Source organism: Candidatus Microthrix subdominans, assembly GCA_016719385.1.
GTDB lineage: Bacteria > Actinomycetota > Acidimicrobiia > Acidimicrobiales > Microtrichaceae > Microthrix > Microthrix subdominans.
Window position 1 is genome coordinate 82,340 of the sequence record JADJZA010000007.1, and the last position, 15,857, is coordinate 98,196.

Annotated in this window: 12 protein-coding genes; 8 read left to right on the forward strand and 4 right to left on the reverse strand. The window is 68.7% G+C overall.

The window, feature by feature from the left end; translation table 11 throughout:
* Positions 1 to 207: 207 nt before the first annotated feature.
* Genes IPN02_10580 through IPN02_10610 form a run of 7 tightly spaced genes read left to right on the forward strand, consistent with a single transcriptional unit; the run spans position 208 to position 9,351 of the window.
* Positions 208 to 1,170 carry a glycosyltransferase family 2 protein gene (locus tag IPN02_10580; protein ID MBK9297253.1) on the forward strand — a complete coding sequence of 321 codons (963 nt, stop codon included), beginning with the start codon at positions 208 to 210 and terminating at the stop codon, positions 1,168 to 1,170.
* Positions 1,167 to 2,468 (forward strand): hypothetical protein, encoded by a 1,302-nt coding sequence (locus tag IPN02_10585; GenBank protein ID MBK9297254.1) that lies wholly within the window; start codon positions 1,167 to 1,169, stop codon positions 2,466 to 2,468. The genes IPN02_10580 and IPN02_10585 overlap by 4 nt, the downstream gene beginning before the upstream one ends.
* Positions 2,465 to 4,240 (forward strand): polysaccharide biosynthesis protein, encoded by a 1,776-nt coding sequence (locus tag IPN02_10590; protein MBK9297255.1) that lies wholly within the window; start codon positions 2,465 to 2,467, stop codon positions 4,238 to 4,240. The genes IPN02_10585 and IPN02_10590 overlap by 4 nt, the downstream gene beginning before the upstream one ends.
* The gene (locus IPN02_10595) at positions 4,230 to 5,762 is read left to right on the forward strand and encodes a hypothetical protein (GenBank protein MBK9297256.1); all 1,533 of its coding nucleotides are present in this window, start codon (positions 4,230 to 4,232) and stop codon (positions 5,760 to 5,762) included. The genes IPN02_10590 and IPN02_10595 overlap by 11 nt, the downstream gene beginning before the upstream one ends.
* A complete protein-coding gene (locus IPN02_10600) occupies positions 5,728 to 6,882 on the forward strand; it encodes a hypothetical protein (GenBank protein ID MBK9297257.1) in 1,155 nt (384 codons plus the stop codon). The genes IPN02_10595 and IPN02_10600 overlap by 35 nt, the downstream gene beginning before the upstream one ends.
* Positions 6,879 to 8,390 carry an O-antigen ligase family protein gene (locus tag IPN02_10605; protein ID MBK9297258.1) on the forward strand — a complete coding sequence of 504 codons (1,512 nt, stop codon included), beginning with the start codon at positions 6,879 to 6,881 and terminating at the stop codon, positions 8,388 to 8,390. The genes IPN02_10600 and IPN02_10605 overlap by 4 nt, the downstream gene beginning before the upstream one ends.
* A complete protein-coding gene (locus tag IPN02_10610; GenBank protein ID MBK9297259.1) occupies positions 8,383 to 9,351 on the forward strand; it encodes a sulfotransferase in 969 nt (322 codons plus the stop codon). Before IPN02_10605 ends, IPN02_10610 begins: the two co-directional genes overlap by 8 nt.
* 27 nt (positions 9,352 to 9,378) lie before the next feature.
* Here the strand turns inward: IPN02_10610 and IPN02_10615 are convergent, their stop codons facing one another.
* Complete coding sequence (locus IPN02_10615; GenBank protein ID MBK9297260.1) at positions 9,379 to 10,938, reverse strand: nicotinate phosphoribosyltransferase; 1,560 nt, start codon at positions 10,936 to 10,938, stop codon at positions 9,379 to 9,381.
* A 60-nt stretch (positions 10,939 to 10,998) separates the two neighbouring features.
* Here IPN02_10615 and IPN02_10620 point away from each other — a divergent pair, with 60 nt between their 5' ends.
* Positions 10,999 to 11,679, forward strand: a complete 681-nt coding sequence (locus IPN02_10620; protein ID MBK9297261.1) for an isochorismatase family protein — start codon at positions 10,999 to 11,001, stop codon at positions 11,677 to 11,679.
* Positions 11,680 to 11,792: 113 nt separating this feature from the next.
* On the opposite strand, the gene IPN02_10625 is transcribed toward IPN02_10620, so the two are convergent.
* From IPN02_10625 to IPN02_10635, 3 genes are all read right to left on the reverse strand, one after another.
* Positions 11,793 to 12,593, reverse strand: a complete 801-nt coding sequence (locus IPN02_10625; GenBank protein ID MBK9297262.1) for a methyltransferase domain-containing protein — start codon at positions 12,591 to 12,593, stop codon at positions 11,793 to 11,795.
* A gap of 122 nt (positions 12,594 to 12,715) precedes the next feature.
* Positions 12,716 to 13,102: a pyridoxamine 5'-phosphate oxidase family protein gene (locus tag IPN02_10630; protein MBK9297263.1), complete on the reverse strand. Its 387-nt coding sequence runs from the start codon at positions 13,100 to 13,102 to the stop codon at positions 12,716 to 12,718.
* 96 nt (positions 13,103 to 13,198) lie between these two features.
* Positions 13,199 to 15,835 carry an ABC transporter permease gene (locus tag IPN02_10635; protein MBK9297264.1) on the reverse strand — a complete coding sequence of 879 codons (2,637 nt, stop codon included), beginning with the start codon at positions 15,833 to 15,835 and terminating at the stop codon, positions 13,199 to 13,201.
* Positions 15,836 to 15,857: the final 22 nt, after the last annotated feature.

A 15,857-nucleotide genomic window follows, 5' to 3' on the forward strand; every position in this document is an offset into this window, starting at 1 on the left:
GTCGGTCAGGTCCCACCCGACGGCGGGGTTGCGCCGGGGTTTGTGACCGATGACTCGTGGCCTGGCGGTGCCGGTCTTCCGACAGAAACAATGACGACAAGCTGGGCTATCATCAAGGCGTCCTAGGCGGGACAGCGGTCGTGAGCACGTAGCGGGATGGACATGGCGGAACAGGTGAGGCCGCTACGTTTGAGAGGCGGCCGCACGATGGAAACCAACGCTCACGGGCAGCCCGCAGACCCACCGCTGGCCCTGCGCCGCCCGACCGTCTCGGCGGTCATCTGCACCGTCGACCGTCCGGTGCTCTTGCGTCAGGCGATCCGTTCCATTCGAGAACAGCGATACGACGGGGTGATCGAGACCGTGGTCGTCTTCGACGGAACCGCACCGGATCAGTCGCTGAACTCCGACGATGCCGAGCGGCCGGTCACCGTGATGGCCAACACACACCGCAAGGGACTGCCCGGCGGACGCAACTGCGGTGCGGCGGCTGCGACCGGCGAGTACCTGGGCTTTTGCGACGATGACGACACCTGGCTTCCCGGCAAGACCGAGGCACAGGTGGCCCTGCTCGAGGAGCGACCCGACGCTGACGTCGTGGTGTGCGGCCTTGAGGTGGACCATCGGGGCGAGCTCATTCCCCGGCCGCTGAAGACCGACGAGATCAGCTTGGGTGATCTGCTCGATGATCGTGTGATGGAGGTGGCCTTCGTCACCGCCATGGTGCGGCGTGAGGCGTTTCTGGACCCGAACCGCCTGGGCGGTGCCGACGAGCACATCCCCGGCGGCTACGCCGAGGATTACGAGTTCGTGCTCCGGGCGGCTCGCCGCCACCCGTTGCCGACCAGCCGAGCTGCGCTGGTGCGTATTGGTTGGGGCGGACATTCTTCCTTCGCCGAGCGCTGGAGGACGATCGACAGCGCACTGGGCTACCTGCTGGATGCGTTCCCCGAGTTTGTCGAGCACCCTCGAGGCCACTCCAGGGTGCTCGGCCAGCGAGCCTTCGCCGCCGCTGCGGTGCGTGACCCGCGGGCCCGCTCGCTCATCGGTGACACCCTCAGGGCCGACTGGCGTCAGCCCCGGGCCTACTTGGCGCTCGGCGTGTGCGCCCGCCTGTTGCCGCCCGACCGCGTGGTGGCGGCGCTCAACCGTCGAGGGCGGGGCATATGACCGGCAACCTTGCAGCCGGCAGGCGTTCGTTCGCGGTCCGGACCGAACCATCCCCTTCCGCCGATGCGGCGGATGTGGACGAGGCGGTGGCCGTGCTCGGCGAACTGCTCGGCCTTCGACGGGCAGCCGCGGGCGATGCGGTGACCCACCTCGCGCTTCCCAACGCCGCCAACCCCAAGTTCTACGTGCCGGTGACCCACCGGAAGGCGGCGGTCGCCAGCTGCCTGGCCTACAACGGGCTCCGTCCCCCGTCGATCGCCCGTCGTCGCGCTGCGGTCGGTTGGGGCCTGCGGTTCGGCCTCGTGCAGCGGATGCGGGGCACCCCGATGACCAGCGGCACTCCATCCGGCCGGTTCGCAGCGTCCGAGGGCGACCCCCCGGCTTCGCTGGTCGACGAGCTCGCTCGCCGTCTCGGATACGACGAGCTCTGCGCGGCCACGTCGCCGCGAGTGGTCGACCCGTTCTGGACTCCAACGCTTCAGCTGTTCGACCGGGCCGGAAGCCCGGTGGGCTACGCCAAGGTGGGGTGGACCGACCTGACCCGAACGCAGGTGACGGCCGAGGCCGACGCCGTCACTCAGCTGGCGGGTCTCCCGGATCGCAGTTTTGTCAGCCCCTTGGCGATCGACCGCTTCAGTTGGCGCAACACCGTGGTGTCGGTGACCGCCCCGATGCCACCCGACGTGACCCGCGTGACCGAGGACGACGGACCGTTTCCGCAGGCGTTGGCCGACGTGGCCGGCCTGGACGGACCCGTGCGGATGGCGGCGTTCGGTTCCTCCGGCGGAGCCGCTTGGGCCGATCGGCTCGTCGATGACCCCGGCGGGGTGCCAAGTTGGGCGCACACGCTCTTCGCGGACGCCTGGGCGATGGTGAGCGACCAACTCGGAGCGAGCGCCGTGCTGCTCGGTCGATGGCACGGTGACTGGGTGCCGTGGAACGTCGCCCGTACCGTCAGTCAACTGTGGGTCTGGGACTGGGAGTACTCGGGGGCCGACCGTCCCGTCGGCCTCGACGCGTATCACTGGTACTACCAACAGGCCCGGATCGTCGAAGGGGCCGGCTTGGTGGCAGCGCTCGACGCAGCGTGCCTTCACGGTGCACACCACCTGGACTCGTTGGGGGTCGGCCGCGAGACCGATCCGGTGATCGCCGCCGCCCATGTGTTGGAGCTGGCGGCTCGTTCGGTGAATGCCTCCCGATTGGGGGCGCCCGGTGCCGAACGGCTGTTGGACGACCTCCCCGCCCTGTGTGAGGCGTTGGTCGCCCGCTCCAGACGAGCGGATCCGCTGCGATGAGCGAGGTCCCGCAGGGCGACGCCACAGCGCGCTCGGGTAGCGCAGAACCGGACGAGGGTTCATCCGACCAAAACCACCTCGGCGGCGTCGCCCGAGGGGGCGCACTCAACCTCGTCGGAGCGCTCGTGTACGGCGCCTCCAACTTCGCGCTGCTCTGGGTGCTCAACCGCGAGCTCGGCATCACCGCCGCCGGCGTCGCCCTCGTGGCGATCGCCGCATTCAACATCCTGGCTCGGGTGGCCGAACTGGGCGCCGCCACCGGCCTCATCCGGTGGGTCTCGCGCCTTCGGGCCGAGCGCACGCCCGACCTGATCGCCCCCACGATGTGGGTTGGCCTCGTTCCGGTCACGGTGATCAGCGTGTGCTTCGCCTGGGTGCTCGGCACCCATTCGGACAGCATTGCCCAACTGTTCGCCGACGGCGAGACGGTGGGGCAACTGTCCAAGGTCCTTGCCGCGCTGGCACCGTTTCTTCCCTTTGCTGTGTTCGAGACCGTTCTGGTGTCGGCGACGCGTGGCTATGACGTGATGTGGCCCCAGGCCGCGATCGAGAAGATCGGCCGGGCCGCGCTGTTGCCGATCGTCGTCCTGGTCACCACCCGTCTGGGTGGCGACGTGGTTGCGGTGGCCCGGGCCTGGGCGGCGACCAACCTGGTTGCCCTCGTCCCAGCGGTTATCGTCACCCGACGCCTGATGCAACGGGCCTGCCAAACGCCGATCGTTCCGGAGGAGCATGGCGCCGCGTCGGCGACCCCGGGAACGTCGGCGCACCTGGGCGCCCAGCGCCTCGATCGTGCGGCGTGGTTGGCGACCACCCGTTCCTTCTGGGCCTTCAGCGCACCGCGCGCCGCCGGACAAACGTTCGAGGTGTCGATCGCCTGGATCGACACGCTGCTGGTCAGCGCGCTCATCTCGACCAGCGCTGCGGGCATCTACGCATCGGGCACCCGCTATGTCCTCATCGGCGCGTTCGTCGGGGAGGCGCTCATGCAGGTGGTCGGCCCCAGGGTGTCCGGTCTGATGACGCGGCATCGTTATCGGGCCACCTCCCACCTGGTGCGGACCGCCGCCGGATGGCAGACGGCGATCACCTGGCCGATGTACCTGCTCGTGATCGCGTTCGCCCCGGTGCTGCTCGGCGTCTTCGGCGAGCAGGTGCTCGCCGCCGAGGGGGCGCTGCTCGCCTTGTCGCTCGGGCTGATGGTGTTCTCGCTGTTCGGTCCGGCCGCCTCGGTGATTCTGATGGGGGGTCGCAGCTCGCAAGCGATGGGCAACGCGGCGGCCGCCGTGACGTTCAACGTCGTCGGCAACCTGTTGTTGATCCCGTGGCTGGGGATCACCGGCGCCGGCGTCGTCTGGGCGTTGACGCTCGTCCTGTCCGCCGCCTTGCCGGCTTCGCAGGCCCACCGGCAGATGCAGGTCGACATGGTCAGCAGAACCGCCCTGTGGGCCGCTGGCATCGCCACGGTGACGGTCGGTGTGCCGGCCGCGTTCTTCCGGGTGGTCGCGGGCGCCACGCCGACCGGCCTGTTCCTGGCCACTCTCGTCGGTCTCGGTGCGTTTGGGGCCGGCATGTGGCGCTTCCGAAGCGAGACCGGGCTGGACGATCTGATGGCTGACCCTGCTCAACTGAGTCCGGTCGGGCCGGCGGCCAACATCGCCGGACGAGCGGAACACCCCGCCGGCAGCGCGGGCAGTGCCCCGCTACTCGACCTGAGCGACGATTCTCGTCGCCAATTCCCCACAATGCCGGGAGGCACCGATGGACGGTGACGAAACCATGACGCTGGCGGACTACCTGAGTGTGGTCCGGAGACGGCTTTGGATCATCGTGCTCGCAGCGGTGCTCGGTGCTGTGGCCGGAGGCGCCTACCTTGCCTTGGCTCAACCCAGCTACGAATCGACGGCACGCCTGGTGCTCAGACAGGTGAGCGACAGCCCGGAAGCCGTCGGTGGGGGAGCCGTCACGGCGGCCACGCTGACAGCCACCCAGAAGAGCATCCTTCGCTCGGACGAGGTGACGCGGCGGGCGGCCAACGAGCTGGACGACGGGACGACCATGAGCGGGCTGCGGGATGCCTCGACGGTCGAGGTGGTTCCCGACAGTTTGACGCTGGACGTGACCTATCAGAGTGACAAGCCGGCACGTGCCCAGGCCGGTGCCCAGGCACTGGTCGACAGCTATCTCGACGTACGAACGGATCAGGAGGAGTCTCGTAAGGCCGAGAAGGTCGACGCCCTCGACGAACAGCGCAGCAACCTCGACAAGCTGATCGAGAACACAACCGAACAACTCGAGGGGATCGACCCCCAAGGGGGTCAAGGGACCGGGTCCGTGCTCAACGCCCGGCTGACCTCACAACTTGCACAGCAGAGCAAGACACTGGCCGACCTGTCCGCATGGGAGGCGCTGGACGTGACGCCGGGTTACGTGGTCACGCCCGCCTCGCTGCCGGATGCCAGCGGCGCCCTGACCGCAGGGGTGGTGCTGATCGGGGCGGTCGCTGTTGCGACGATCCTCGGGTTTCTCGTCGCCCTCGTCTACGACTCCGCCGACCCCAAGCTCCGAAGCGCTCAGGACCTGCAACAGGTGGTCCACCCGTCGCCGATCGACATGATCGCCGACCAGAACGGTGGTGCCGGCGGACCGCGGGCTTGGCTCGGCCGGTCACATCGCGGTCGCTCCCCGGGAGAGATCAGCCAGGTCGACAGCCCAGAGGCGGAAAACTATCGCCGCCTGGCACTTCGCCTCGATGGCGGGCCAGGCCCTTGGCCTCGATATCTTCTGGTCACGTCCGCCGGAGCCAACCTGGCCGAGGAGGTGGCCGCCAACCTTTCGGTTGCGCTGGGGCGCGAGGGCGCCCGTACCCTGCTCATCTGGTCCAACCCGCGGGACGACACCTTGGACGCCTATTTTTCTGTGCCCCCCGGGCCCGGTCTGGGCGAAGTGCTGGCCGAGTCGGTCAAGATCGAGGATGCCGTGCTCGAAATCCCGGGTTGTCCGGGCCTTTCGCTCTTGCCTGTCGGGTCTCGAGACGAGGCCAGGGAGGGGTTGCACCGGTTCTCGTCGCTCAAGAAAGCGCTGGCCGACCCCGATCGTGTGCACTTCGACGAGGTCGTGATGATCGCACCCTCGGCGACGGAGTTTGCCGACGCGCTTGCGCTGGCTCCGCAGGCCGATGGGGTGCTGGTCGCTGCCGAGCTGAGGTTGACCGATCGCAACGCGCTGGCGGCGACGCTGGAAGGACTTCGCTTGGTCGATGCTCACCTCGCCGGTGTGGTGGTCCTGCGATGAACCGTCGTCGGATCGGTGGCTGATCGAGGTGGCGAAGTGGTTTGGAGCTCGCCGAGCGATCGGGGATGACCCGCTGATCATGCTGGTGGCGTCCTCGGGCGGTCACCTGTCGCATCTACTGGAGCTGAAGGATTTTTGGGGGGCCCACCGGCGGGTGTGGGTCAGCTTCGATGTCCCGGACGTGACCTCTCGGCTCGTTGGCGAGGAGGTCACCTGGGCGTATCGGCCGACGACGCGCAACCTTCGCAACCTGGTGCGAAACCTGGGCCTCGCCTGGTCGGAGTTGCGTCGGCTGCGACCCGACCTGATCGTGTCGACCGGGGCCGGGGTTGCCGTCCCCTTTTTCTGGTTGGGTCGCCTACTCGGGGCCCGTACCGCCTACCTCGAGGTGTACGACCGGATCGACTCGGCCACGGTGACAGGTCGGCTGGTGCGAAGGTTCACCGACGCGATGTGGGTGCAATGGCCGGAGCAGGCCTCGCTGTATCCCAACGCGAAGGTGATGGGCACGATCTGGCCCGATTCGCTTGATGATGCGGTAGTACCCGCCAACGAGGTGGACGAGTGCGCCGGCGAGGTCGGGGCGCCGGGCACGGTGTCGTCCGCTTCGGGGGCGCCGCTGATCGTCGTCACGGTCGGGACGGACTTCCATTCCTTCGATCGTCTGGTCGCTTGGGCGGCGCGGTGGGCCGACGACCACGCCACCGATGCCCGGATGGTGATCCAGCTCGGCACCGCTCGCGATCCGGGTGGTGCGGCCAAGCGGATCGATGGGGCACTCGGCTCGGCCGAGCTGCTCGCGCTGATCAACGAGGCGGATGCCGTCGTCTGCGGGGCGGGGCCGGGGACGGTGATCGACGCCTTGCGGGCTGGGGTCCGACCGGTGGTCGTCCCCCGTCGGGGTGGGCTGGACGAGGCGGTCGATGACCATCAAGTGGCCTTCGCCGCTCTGCTCAGCGAGCGCAGCATGGTCCGGACAGCGACGAGCGAGGCCGAACTGCGCGCCCATCTCGACCAGCTGCTGGCGCAGCCCGGGTTGTTCGCCGTACCGCCGCTGACCAGCGGCATCAGCCCGGGAGCCGCCAACCTTTCCCGCGCGCTCGAAGCGATGCTGACATGACCAGCCCACCGGTTGTCGATGACGTCGCCACGACGGACACGGGCGGTGTCGGTGCAGTCCAGGGCACCCGCCCGCTCGAGGCCGAGCTGGTCAATGGCGGCACACCACGTCGTCGATCCGCTGATGCCCGAACCCAGCGCGGTCGATTCGCTGATCGTTCGGCGCCCCTGCAAGGTGCTCGCAGGTACCTGGCGGTCGGCTGGCCGGTGTCGATCTGGGCCTACGGGCTCCCCGTCCTCTGGGTGCTCGGGCTGTACCCGTATGTGTGGATTCTGCCGGTGGTGAGCTTCGGACTGGTGATCGTCGCCCGCCCAAGTCGGTTCCGGATGCCCACCGGCGCGATTGCCCTCGCCGGTTTCCTGGTCATGGTCGGGGCATCGGGCATCCACCTGAAGAACGTCGAGGGGCTGGTGCTGTTTGGGTATCGGTGGGCGATCATGGCCTCGATGTGGTGCTGTTTGGTGTGGTTTGCCAACGTGCCCCGGCAGCGGCTGCCCACCGAGGTGGTTCACCGCTGGATGGGCCTCCTCTTCGTCGGTCTCATCGCCTTCGGGTACCTCGTCCTCGTCGCCGGAACCTTCGAGGCCCCCAGCGTGTTGCAGCTCGTGCTGCCCACTGGGATCGGCCGCGCCGGCTTCATCGACTCGGTCAGCAGCCTGCGCCTCGCCGAGGTGACCAACTATCTCGGGTACACGTTGGCCCGCCCTTCGGCGCCGATGGCCTACGCCAACGGCTGGGGTTCGACCGTCGGGTTGACGCTGCCGTTCTTCTTTTCGGCCTTCGTCCGTTCGTCGGTGCCCCGACGTCGGCGGTTCGGACACGTGATGTTGGCCTTGGCCTCGGTCCCGATGGTGCTGTCGTTCAACCGTGGCCTGTGGATGTCGATCGTCCTCATGCTGGTCTACTGGGCGGTTCGGCGAGCGGTCAGCGGCGACTGGACCGGCCTGAAGGTGGCCGCCACGGTCACCGTGGTGGCAGCGGTGACGCTGGTGGTGACACCGCTGGGCGCCTTGGCGCTCACCAAAATCGAGACCGCCACGGCGAGCAACGAGTCCCGGGGAGCCCTGTATGAGGACGCTTGGGGCGGCGCTCTGGAGTCGCCCCTGACCGGGTGGGGTGCGCCGACCCCCCGGGAGAACACCCCGCCGGTCGGTACCCACGGGCTGGTCTGGTGGATCATGTACAACCACGGGTTCATCGCCCTCGCACTGTTTTTGGTCTGGATGGTGCGGACGGCAAACATCGCGCTGCGAACGCGACGAGAGGTGGAGGTGTGGTCGGCGGTGGTCTTCCTCATCTTCGTGCTGCAGTTCGGGTTCTACGGGCTGCTCCCGCAGCTGCCGATCGTCGGGGTTGCCGCCGGGCTGGTGCAGCGGGACCGCTGGGAGCGCCTCGACGGCGAGCGCCGCACCAGGAGATCGACGCACCGAAACGGGCCGGCGATCGCCCCCGCGTCTCCCCGCGTACAGGAACGTCCTGCGGAGTTCCGGAGGCGCGAACTTGACTGACCAGCCGGCCATCACACGGTCATTGCGAGAGCGCCTCCGCGGCCATCGCTTCGGGGACCGGCTCGCCGACGGCGCCAAAGCGGCCCTGCGCGGCTACGGCGTCGCCACAGCGTCCAGGCGTCCGCCGCCCGAACTGTTGATCATCGGCGCCAAACGGGGTGGAACCACCTCGCTGTGGCACTACCTGTCTCAGCATCCCGGCCTGCTCGCCCAGTTCCCCACGCCCAACTCCAAGGGCACCTATTTCCTGTCCGATGAGTGGCACCGCGGGGAGCGGTGGTGGCGCTCGCATTTCGCCCACGAGCGCACCCGCGCCCGGGTCGGGGCAAGGTTGGGCTTTCACCCGGTCGCCGGCGAATCGTCGCCGTACGACCTGTACCATCCGCTCGCTCCCCAGCGGGCGGCTGCGGTGGCGCCCGACGCACTGGTGGTCGCAGTTTTGCGCAATCCGGTCGACCGGGCGTTCTCGCACTGGAAGGAACGCCGTCGTCACACCGAGACGCTGAACTTCGCCGCGGCGATCGAGGCCGAGGCCGAGCGCACCGCCGGGGAGGAGGCCCGCATTCTGGCCGACCCGACCTACGCATCGTTCCCGCACCGCCATCAGAGCTATGTCGACCAGGGCCGCTATGCGCCGATGCTGCGGCGGTGGTTCGATGCGTTTGGTCGGGATCGGATGCTGGTCGTGACCGCCGAGACGTTCTACGCCGATCCACAGGCGACCGTCGATCAAATAACCGACCGTTTGGGCCTGCCCCGACATGTGGTGGCCGACGTAACGCCCCGCAACGAAGCGCCGTCCGATCCGATGGACGGCGATCTACGGACCAAGCTCACCGTCGAGCTGGCCGGTGACATCGCCGCCGTCGAGGAACTGCTCGGTATCACGACCGGCTGGGGGGCATCGGGTTCGCCCGGTGGGTCGGAGGCGGGGCCGGGAGCCGAGACCGCACCTCGGTAATGGGCCGTCGCCCCCCGGAGCTTGGGGTCACCCCAGGTCGGCGAGCAGGGACTGCTTCAGCTTCCACACCGCGTCGGTGATCGACACATGGTACGTGTGAGGGTTGACCAATCGCCTCACCCCCGGGCCGAGTGCGGCCACATCGGCCACCCGCCGGGCGCCGATCTCGTCGAGGTCGTCGAGGGCCTCCTGGCCGCCATCGGAGACGATGCGCCCGCCGTCGACCACCCGAACGGTCAGCTCCTCGGCCTGCTCCCAGTCCGTAGCGCTCAGCACACGGCCGACATCCGGACGGGAGTGGTGGTGCAGCTCAACGTCCCGCCCCGGCTTGAGGGTCTCGTCCACGGTCGACAGCACGTCGGCCGTGGCCATACCCCGTCGGTCGGTCACCCGCCACAGGCGCTTCTTCCCGGGGTTGAGCACCTTCTCGGGGGTGTCGGAGCGTTTGATCGCCGGCTGCCAGGCACCGTCGCGTTGCAGGGCGACCAGCTTGTACACACCATCGAGGCTGGGGGACCCGTCGCTGGTGGTCAGTCGCGATCCGACCCCGAACACCAGGCGGTCGATCACGGCGGACGCCCGGAGACCCTCCTGGGAGGCCTCCTCCTGGATCTGGTGGGTGATCTGCCACATCGTCAGCTCGTCGAGGCGGCTCGACAACACGATCGTCGTGTCCTCGAACCCGGCCTCGTCCAGCTGGCGGGCCGCCTGAATGGCCAGATAGGCCAGGTCGCCCGAGTCGAGGCGGATGCCCACCGGCCGGTGCCCCCGCCGCCGGAGCTGCTCGAAGACGGCGATGGCATTGGGTACGCCGCTGTTCAGCGTGTCGACCGTGTCGACCAGCAACAAGCAGTCGTCCGGGTAGACGTCAGCGTAGGCCTGGAAGGCGGCCCGCTCGCCCTCGCCGAGGGCCAGGTAGGCCTGGATCATCGAATGGGCGTGGGTGCCGGAGGGGTCGATCCCGGCGGCGTACCCGGCGGCGGTGTTCGAGGTGGAGTTGGCGCCGCCGACCAGGGCGGCGCGTGTGGCGGCATCCGCACCGCGTTCGGCGGCCCGTCGCATGCCGAACTCGAGCACGGGACGCCCCAGCGCCGCCTCGGTCACCCGCGACGCCTTAGTGGCGATCAGGGTGGGGAAGTTCAGCCGGTTCAGCAGCGGGCTCTCGAGGAGTTGGGCGGCAGCTAACGGGCCCTCGACGACGGTGATCGGCGTGTTGGGGTGGACCACTCGGCCTTCGGGCACGGCGTCCACGGTGAGTGCCGAAAAGTCCAGGTCGGCGAACCAACCGAGAAAGTCGTCGCCGAAGAGTGGACCGCCGCTCGTGCTGCGATGCCCGGCCAGCGCGTCGAGGTCGGCGCCGGTCGGGCGCACCGAGTTCATCCAGCGCACGAAGGGGGCCAACCCGGCCGCTACGCAGTACCCGGCCTGGTGGCGGCCGTAGTCCGGGTAACTCCGAAAGAAGTGCTCGAAGCGAGCTGGACGATCGGCCAACCCGGCGCGAAAGTACAGCTGGGCCATGGTGAGTTGGTAGAAGTCGGTCGACAAGATCCCGTCGGTGAGCTGGGGGCCCGGGCGCTGAGGTGCCATGAGAACCAAGCTACGGGGGGACGCTCCCCGTCGGGGCGACGGTGGGGGTACCTTCCCCTCATGGGCCAGATCTTCAACATGACCAATCCCGACGACGCGCTCGGTGACCTGATTGCCGATCAGGGTGCGCCACCGCTCGACGAGCCGGTCGATGGGGCCGCCGTTCCCCGGTACGACGTCCACACGGCGCTCGTCGTTGTCGACGTGCAGAACGACTTTGCCGATGCCGAGGGCTCGTTGTTTGTCGAGGGTGGGCCCCGAGTGGTCCAACGGACCAACGAGGAGATCGCCGCAGCATCCGCCGCCGGCGCATTTGTTGTGTATGCCCAGGACTGGCACCCGCCCGCCACCCCTCACTTCGACACCGACGGGGGGACGTGGCCGGTGCACTGCGTGCGCGACACCTGGGGTGCGCAGTTCCACCCCGACCTGGTGGTGGACGGCCCGGTGGTGCGCAAGGGAACCGGGGGTGAGGACGGCTACTCCGGCTTCACGATGGCCGATCCGGAGACCGGGGCGACATCGCCGACGGGCATGGGTGACCTGCTCGGGGAGCGAGATATCGAGCGGGTCGTCGTCGTCGGGCTGGCACTGGACGTCTGCGTCAAGGCCACCGCACTCGATGCCAAGTCGCTCGGGTTCGAAACGACGGTGGTTGCCGACGCGACCGCCCCGGTGATCGCCGAGGATGGCGAGCGCACCCTCGGTCTGTTCGACAAGGTCGGCGTCGCGGTCGCCTGACCTGAAGTCGGGAGTGCGGAGTGCCGGCTGGGCGCGCTTTGGGCTCCCGACTACCAACCCTCTTCCGAAGTCGGGAGTGCGGAGTGCCGGCTGGGCGCGCTTTGGGCTCCCGACTACCCGGCGTCGACCGGATCGGTCGACCGGAGCAGGTCGACGACCGGGCCGGACGGCGCACGGTCGGAGCGACGGTAGACGGCGATGTAGTCGGTATCGGCGGCGTCGTGGCGAAGGAGCGCACGGCTGATGGCACGCGTCGCTGCCCACGCCCGCCCGTTCAGGTGGACCTTGGTGCGCACCTGGCGCTGCTTGTTGTCCTCGAAGGATTCCTCGGCGATCACGTCGAGGCCGAGGGCCGTTGCGAGGCGTCGCAGGCGCTCCGGAGCGATTGCGGGGTCGAGCACGGTGTCGAAGGGTGTGCCGTGGGCGCCGGGATCCCGGCCGAGCGCACGGCGATAGAACCACTCGTGGAAGGACTGGGGTGTGAACTTGGTGATGATCGCCTTGGGTGAGCGCACCTGTGGAACTGCGATCACCAAAACGCCGCCCGGGCGGAGCGCCCGTGCGAGCATGCCGAACACGACGTCGGGCTCCTCGACGTGTTCCAGCGTGAAGATCGAGCTGATCGCGTCGACCGATTCCGGTGCCAACTCCAACTCGTTGGCGCTGAGTATGACCGGATCGGTCACCGTCGTGTTGGCCACGAGTGCCGGCTGGTCGACGTCCACGCCGATCACACGGGTGGCCCCCTCGAACACCACGTTGGTCTGCTGACCGCAACCCACCTCAACCACGGTGAGGCCGTTGCGGCGAAGCGGTGCGAGTGCCTCGTCGGCGGCAGCCTCCATGCGGTCGAAGATCGCCCGGCTGACCGGGTTCATCTGCCAGTGGGTCTCTGCGGGTCGTCGTTGCGCCAAGGCTGCCTCCTCAGGTTCCTCCGCTGGCCGCCCCCATTCGAAGGGTTCGGCTCGGCCGTGTATCTTCGGCGTCCCTCCGCAGTGAGTGCAAGGTGTGGTACCGGTCTTGGCCGTACCTCAACTCAATACCGGCCGCGGATGTGTTCGACGGATATCTCGATGACGACGCGATCATCGCGCTCCTTGGGCTGGCGATAACGCTCGGCGTACCGGCGGACCCCTTCGGCCACCCGGTCGGGTTCGGAGGTGACGACCGCCGGGCCCTCAAGAGACAGATAGCGTCCGCCGTCCACCTGACAGACCGAGGCCCGCCCGCCTTCGGCCAGGTTGCGCGCTTTGCGGGAGGGGGCGAACGTGATCACCCGGGCCAGGCCAAGCTCGTCATCCCAGGTGAAGCCGACCGGCACCGAGTGGAACGAGCCGTTGGGCAACAGCGTGGTGAGCGTCGCCAGGTGGTAGTCGCCGAGAAACTCCAGCGCCTCGGGGGGGACGTTTGCCGGGTCGATCATGTCCAGCGGTCTACCAGGTGCCGATGCCGGGAACCGCCCGAAGCTCGCCACTCGCTCCGGGCCGCGGCGCTTCCGGCCGTCTGGCGCCCTCCGGGTCTACTCATATCCGACCGCGTCGAGGATCGGTTGCCGAGCCGCCCGACGCGCCGGCCACCACCCGGCTGCCACACCGGCCAGCGCACCACCGGCGGCCAGCACGATCAGCTGGAGCCACGGCAGGTGGATCGTGGCGGCGGCGATGTTGCCCGACAACACGGTGAACAGGCCGGCTCCGAACCACACCCCGAGCGCACCCCCGACGAGCGTGCCGATGCCGGCCATGATGACCGACTCGGCCAGCACCAGCCGGTGAACCTGGGTTCGGGTGGCGCCAACCGATCGCAGCAGACCCAGCTCGCGGGTGCGTTCGTGGATCGAGAGATACAGGGTGTTGACGATCCCGAAGAGCGACAACAGGATCGTGAACCCCAACATCACGTACACCAGGTTGAGCGCCAGCGCGAAGGTGGCGACCGTGTCGTCGAGCCAGTCGGGAACCTCTTGTGCCTTCGCCGCCGGCGCCACCTGCTTCAGCACGTCATCGATGCGATCGACGACCACTGATGGTTCGACGCCCGGGGTGACCGAGATGTAGTACAGCGCGTCCTGACGGAACGCGACGGCGGTCACGTCGTCGAGGTTGCTCATCGGCATCAGAAAGCTGGCGGTCCCGATCGGGCCTTCGAACAGCAGCGAGATCGGATAGTCGACCGAACCGAGCTGCGGGTAGAACACCGTGATCGAGTCGCCGACCGTCCAGCCGTTGGCCCGGGCGGTGTCGGCGTCGACCGCGACGGATCCAGGTACGAGGCTGGACGGGTCCCCACCGATGAGCGGGACGTCGACCAGCGAAAAGAACGGGCCAGGGTCGATCCCCGACACCGAGGAACCGCCGGTGGGGTTGCCGTCGGCGCCGGTGACGGTTGCAGGAATGAAGCGAACCCGGGCCAGGGTGTCGATGCCCTCGGTCGCCTCGACGTCGCCCAGCACGTCGCCGGGGAGTCCGCCCGCGGTCGTGCCGCTCAGCCCGGACGACACGACGATCTGGCCCCGCAGTTGGTCCTCGAAGCCGCCCTTGACGCTGCCGACCAGTGAGGCGACGAAGACGGCCAGCGCGGTGGCGATCGCCACGCCGATGGCCAAGGCTGCCGCGGTGGCGGTGGTGCGGCTGGGATTGCGCCGAGCGTTCTCAGCGGCCATTTGGCCGACCGGCCCGCCGCGCAGGCGTAACGGGGCACCGACCACCCTCCCGACCGGTCCGATCACCAGCGGACCGACGATGAGAAACGACACCAACGTGATGGCGGCGCTGACCGAGAACACGACGGTCCTCAGGCTGACCGACGTTGCGGCCGTACCCGACACCGGGTCGCCCCCGATCAGGGTCAACCGGGCGCTGGCATCGATCACCGCAAGGGCGATCAGCCCGGCGCCGATGCCGCCCACTGCCAAGGCCGCACCGATCATCCTTCGGGGGAGGGAGCCTCGGCCGCGGTCTTCGGCCACCTCGCCCATCGCCGCCACCGGTGAGATGCGGGTGGCCCGCCAGCCGGGCACCAGCGAGGCGATCACGGTGGTGACCACGCCGACCGTCACGCTGCCGAGCACGAGGAGTGGCGTCAGCGTCGGGATCACATCGGGCAGCGTGATCACATTTCCCAGCAGCGCCAGCAACGAGACAACACCCAGAAAGCCGACCCCCAACCCGAGCAGCGACCCGAGGGTTCCGACAGCGCTCGCCTCGATCATGATGCCGCCGAGGACCTGGGCGCGGCTGGCGCCGCATGCTCGCATCAGCGCCAGCTCGCGGGTGCGCTGGGTGATCAGGATCGAGAACGTATTGGCGATGATGATGCCGCCAACCAGGAGTCCCACGTAACCGAACACCGCCATCAGCTGGGTGAGTAGGCCGAGCGCTCCGCCGGCCTGATCCTGGGTGTCGGCGACGTAGCGCTCGCCGGTGACCGCTTCGAACCCGATCGGCAGCGTCGCGTTCACCCGGTCGGTGAGCACCTGCTGATCGATGTCCGGCTCGGCCCGCAAGGTGAGGAATGCGAACTGGCCTTCGGCACCGGTCAACTCCATCGCCTCTTCGGAGGTGAGAAAGACGACCCGGACGCCGATGTTGTCCTCGCCGGTCGAGCCCAGCCCGCCGATGCCGACGACCGTGTAGCTGCGCAGCCCGACCGCCCCCTGGAGGGCCGTCGTGTCGCCCAGTGCGATCGACTCATCGGTGGCGGTGCGCGGATCGAGCACAACCTCCTGTCGGCTTTCGGGGGCGCGACCCTCGATGATCGCCCCTTGGGTCAGGGCGGGGTCGGTCACCCAGTTGGTGACCAACGTGGGAATGAGGCCTGAGTCGACCGGTTCACCGGTAGCGCCGATGATCCGGGCGAAGCCCTGCACGACGCCGGACGCCCCTGCCACGCCATCGACGTCGCCGACCGCATCGACGAGTCCGGCGGGCACGGTCTGTCGCACCTCGGCGAAGGCCGACGTCTGCACCGAGGTTGAACGAACAACGGCGTCGGTGCCCTCGAGTGTCGAGGAGATCAACCCCTTGGCGGTGTCGGTCAGGGCGTTGCCCAGGAGCTGCACGCCCGACAGGAACGCCACTCCCAGGACGACCGCAAGGGCCGACAGCGCCAGTCGGGTCCGCTGCCCGCGCAGCCCGGTGAGGGCGATCCGGATCATCGCTTGGGGCGGGAGACGCCGC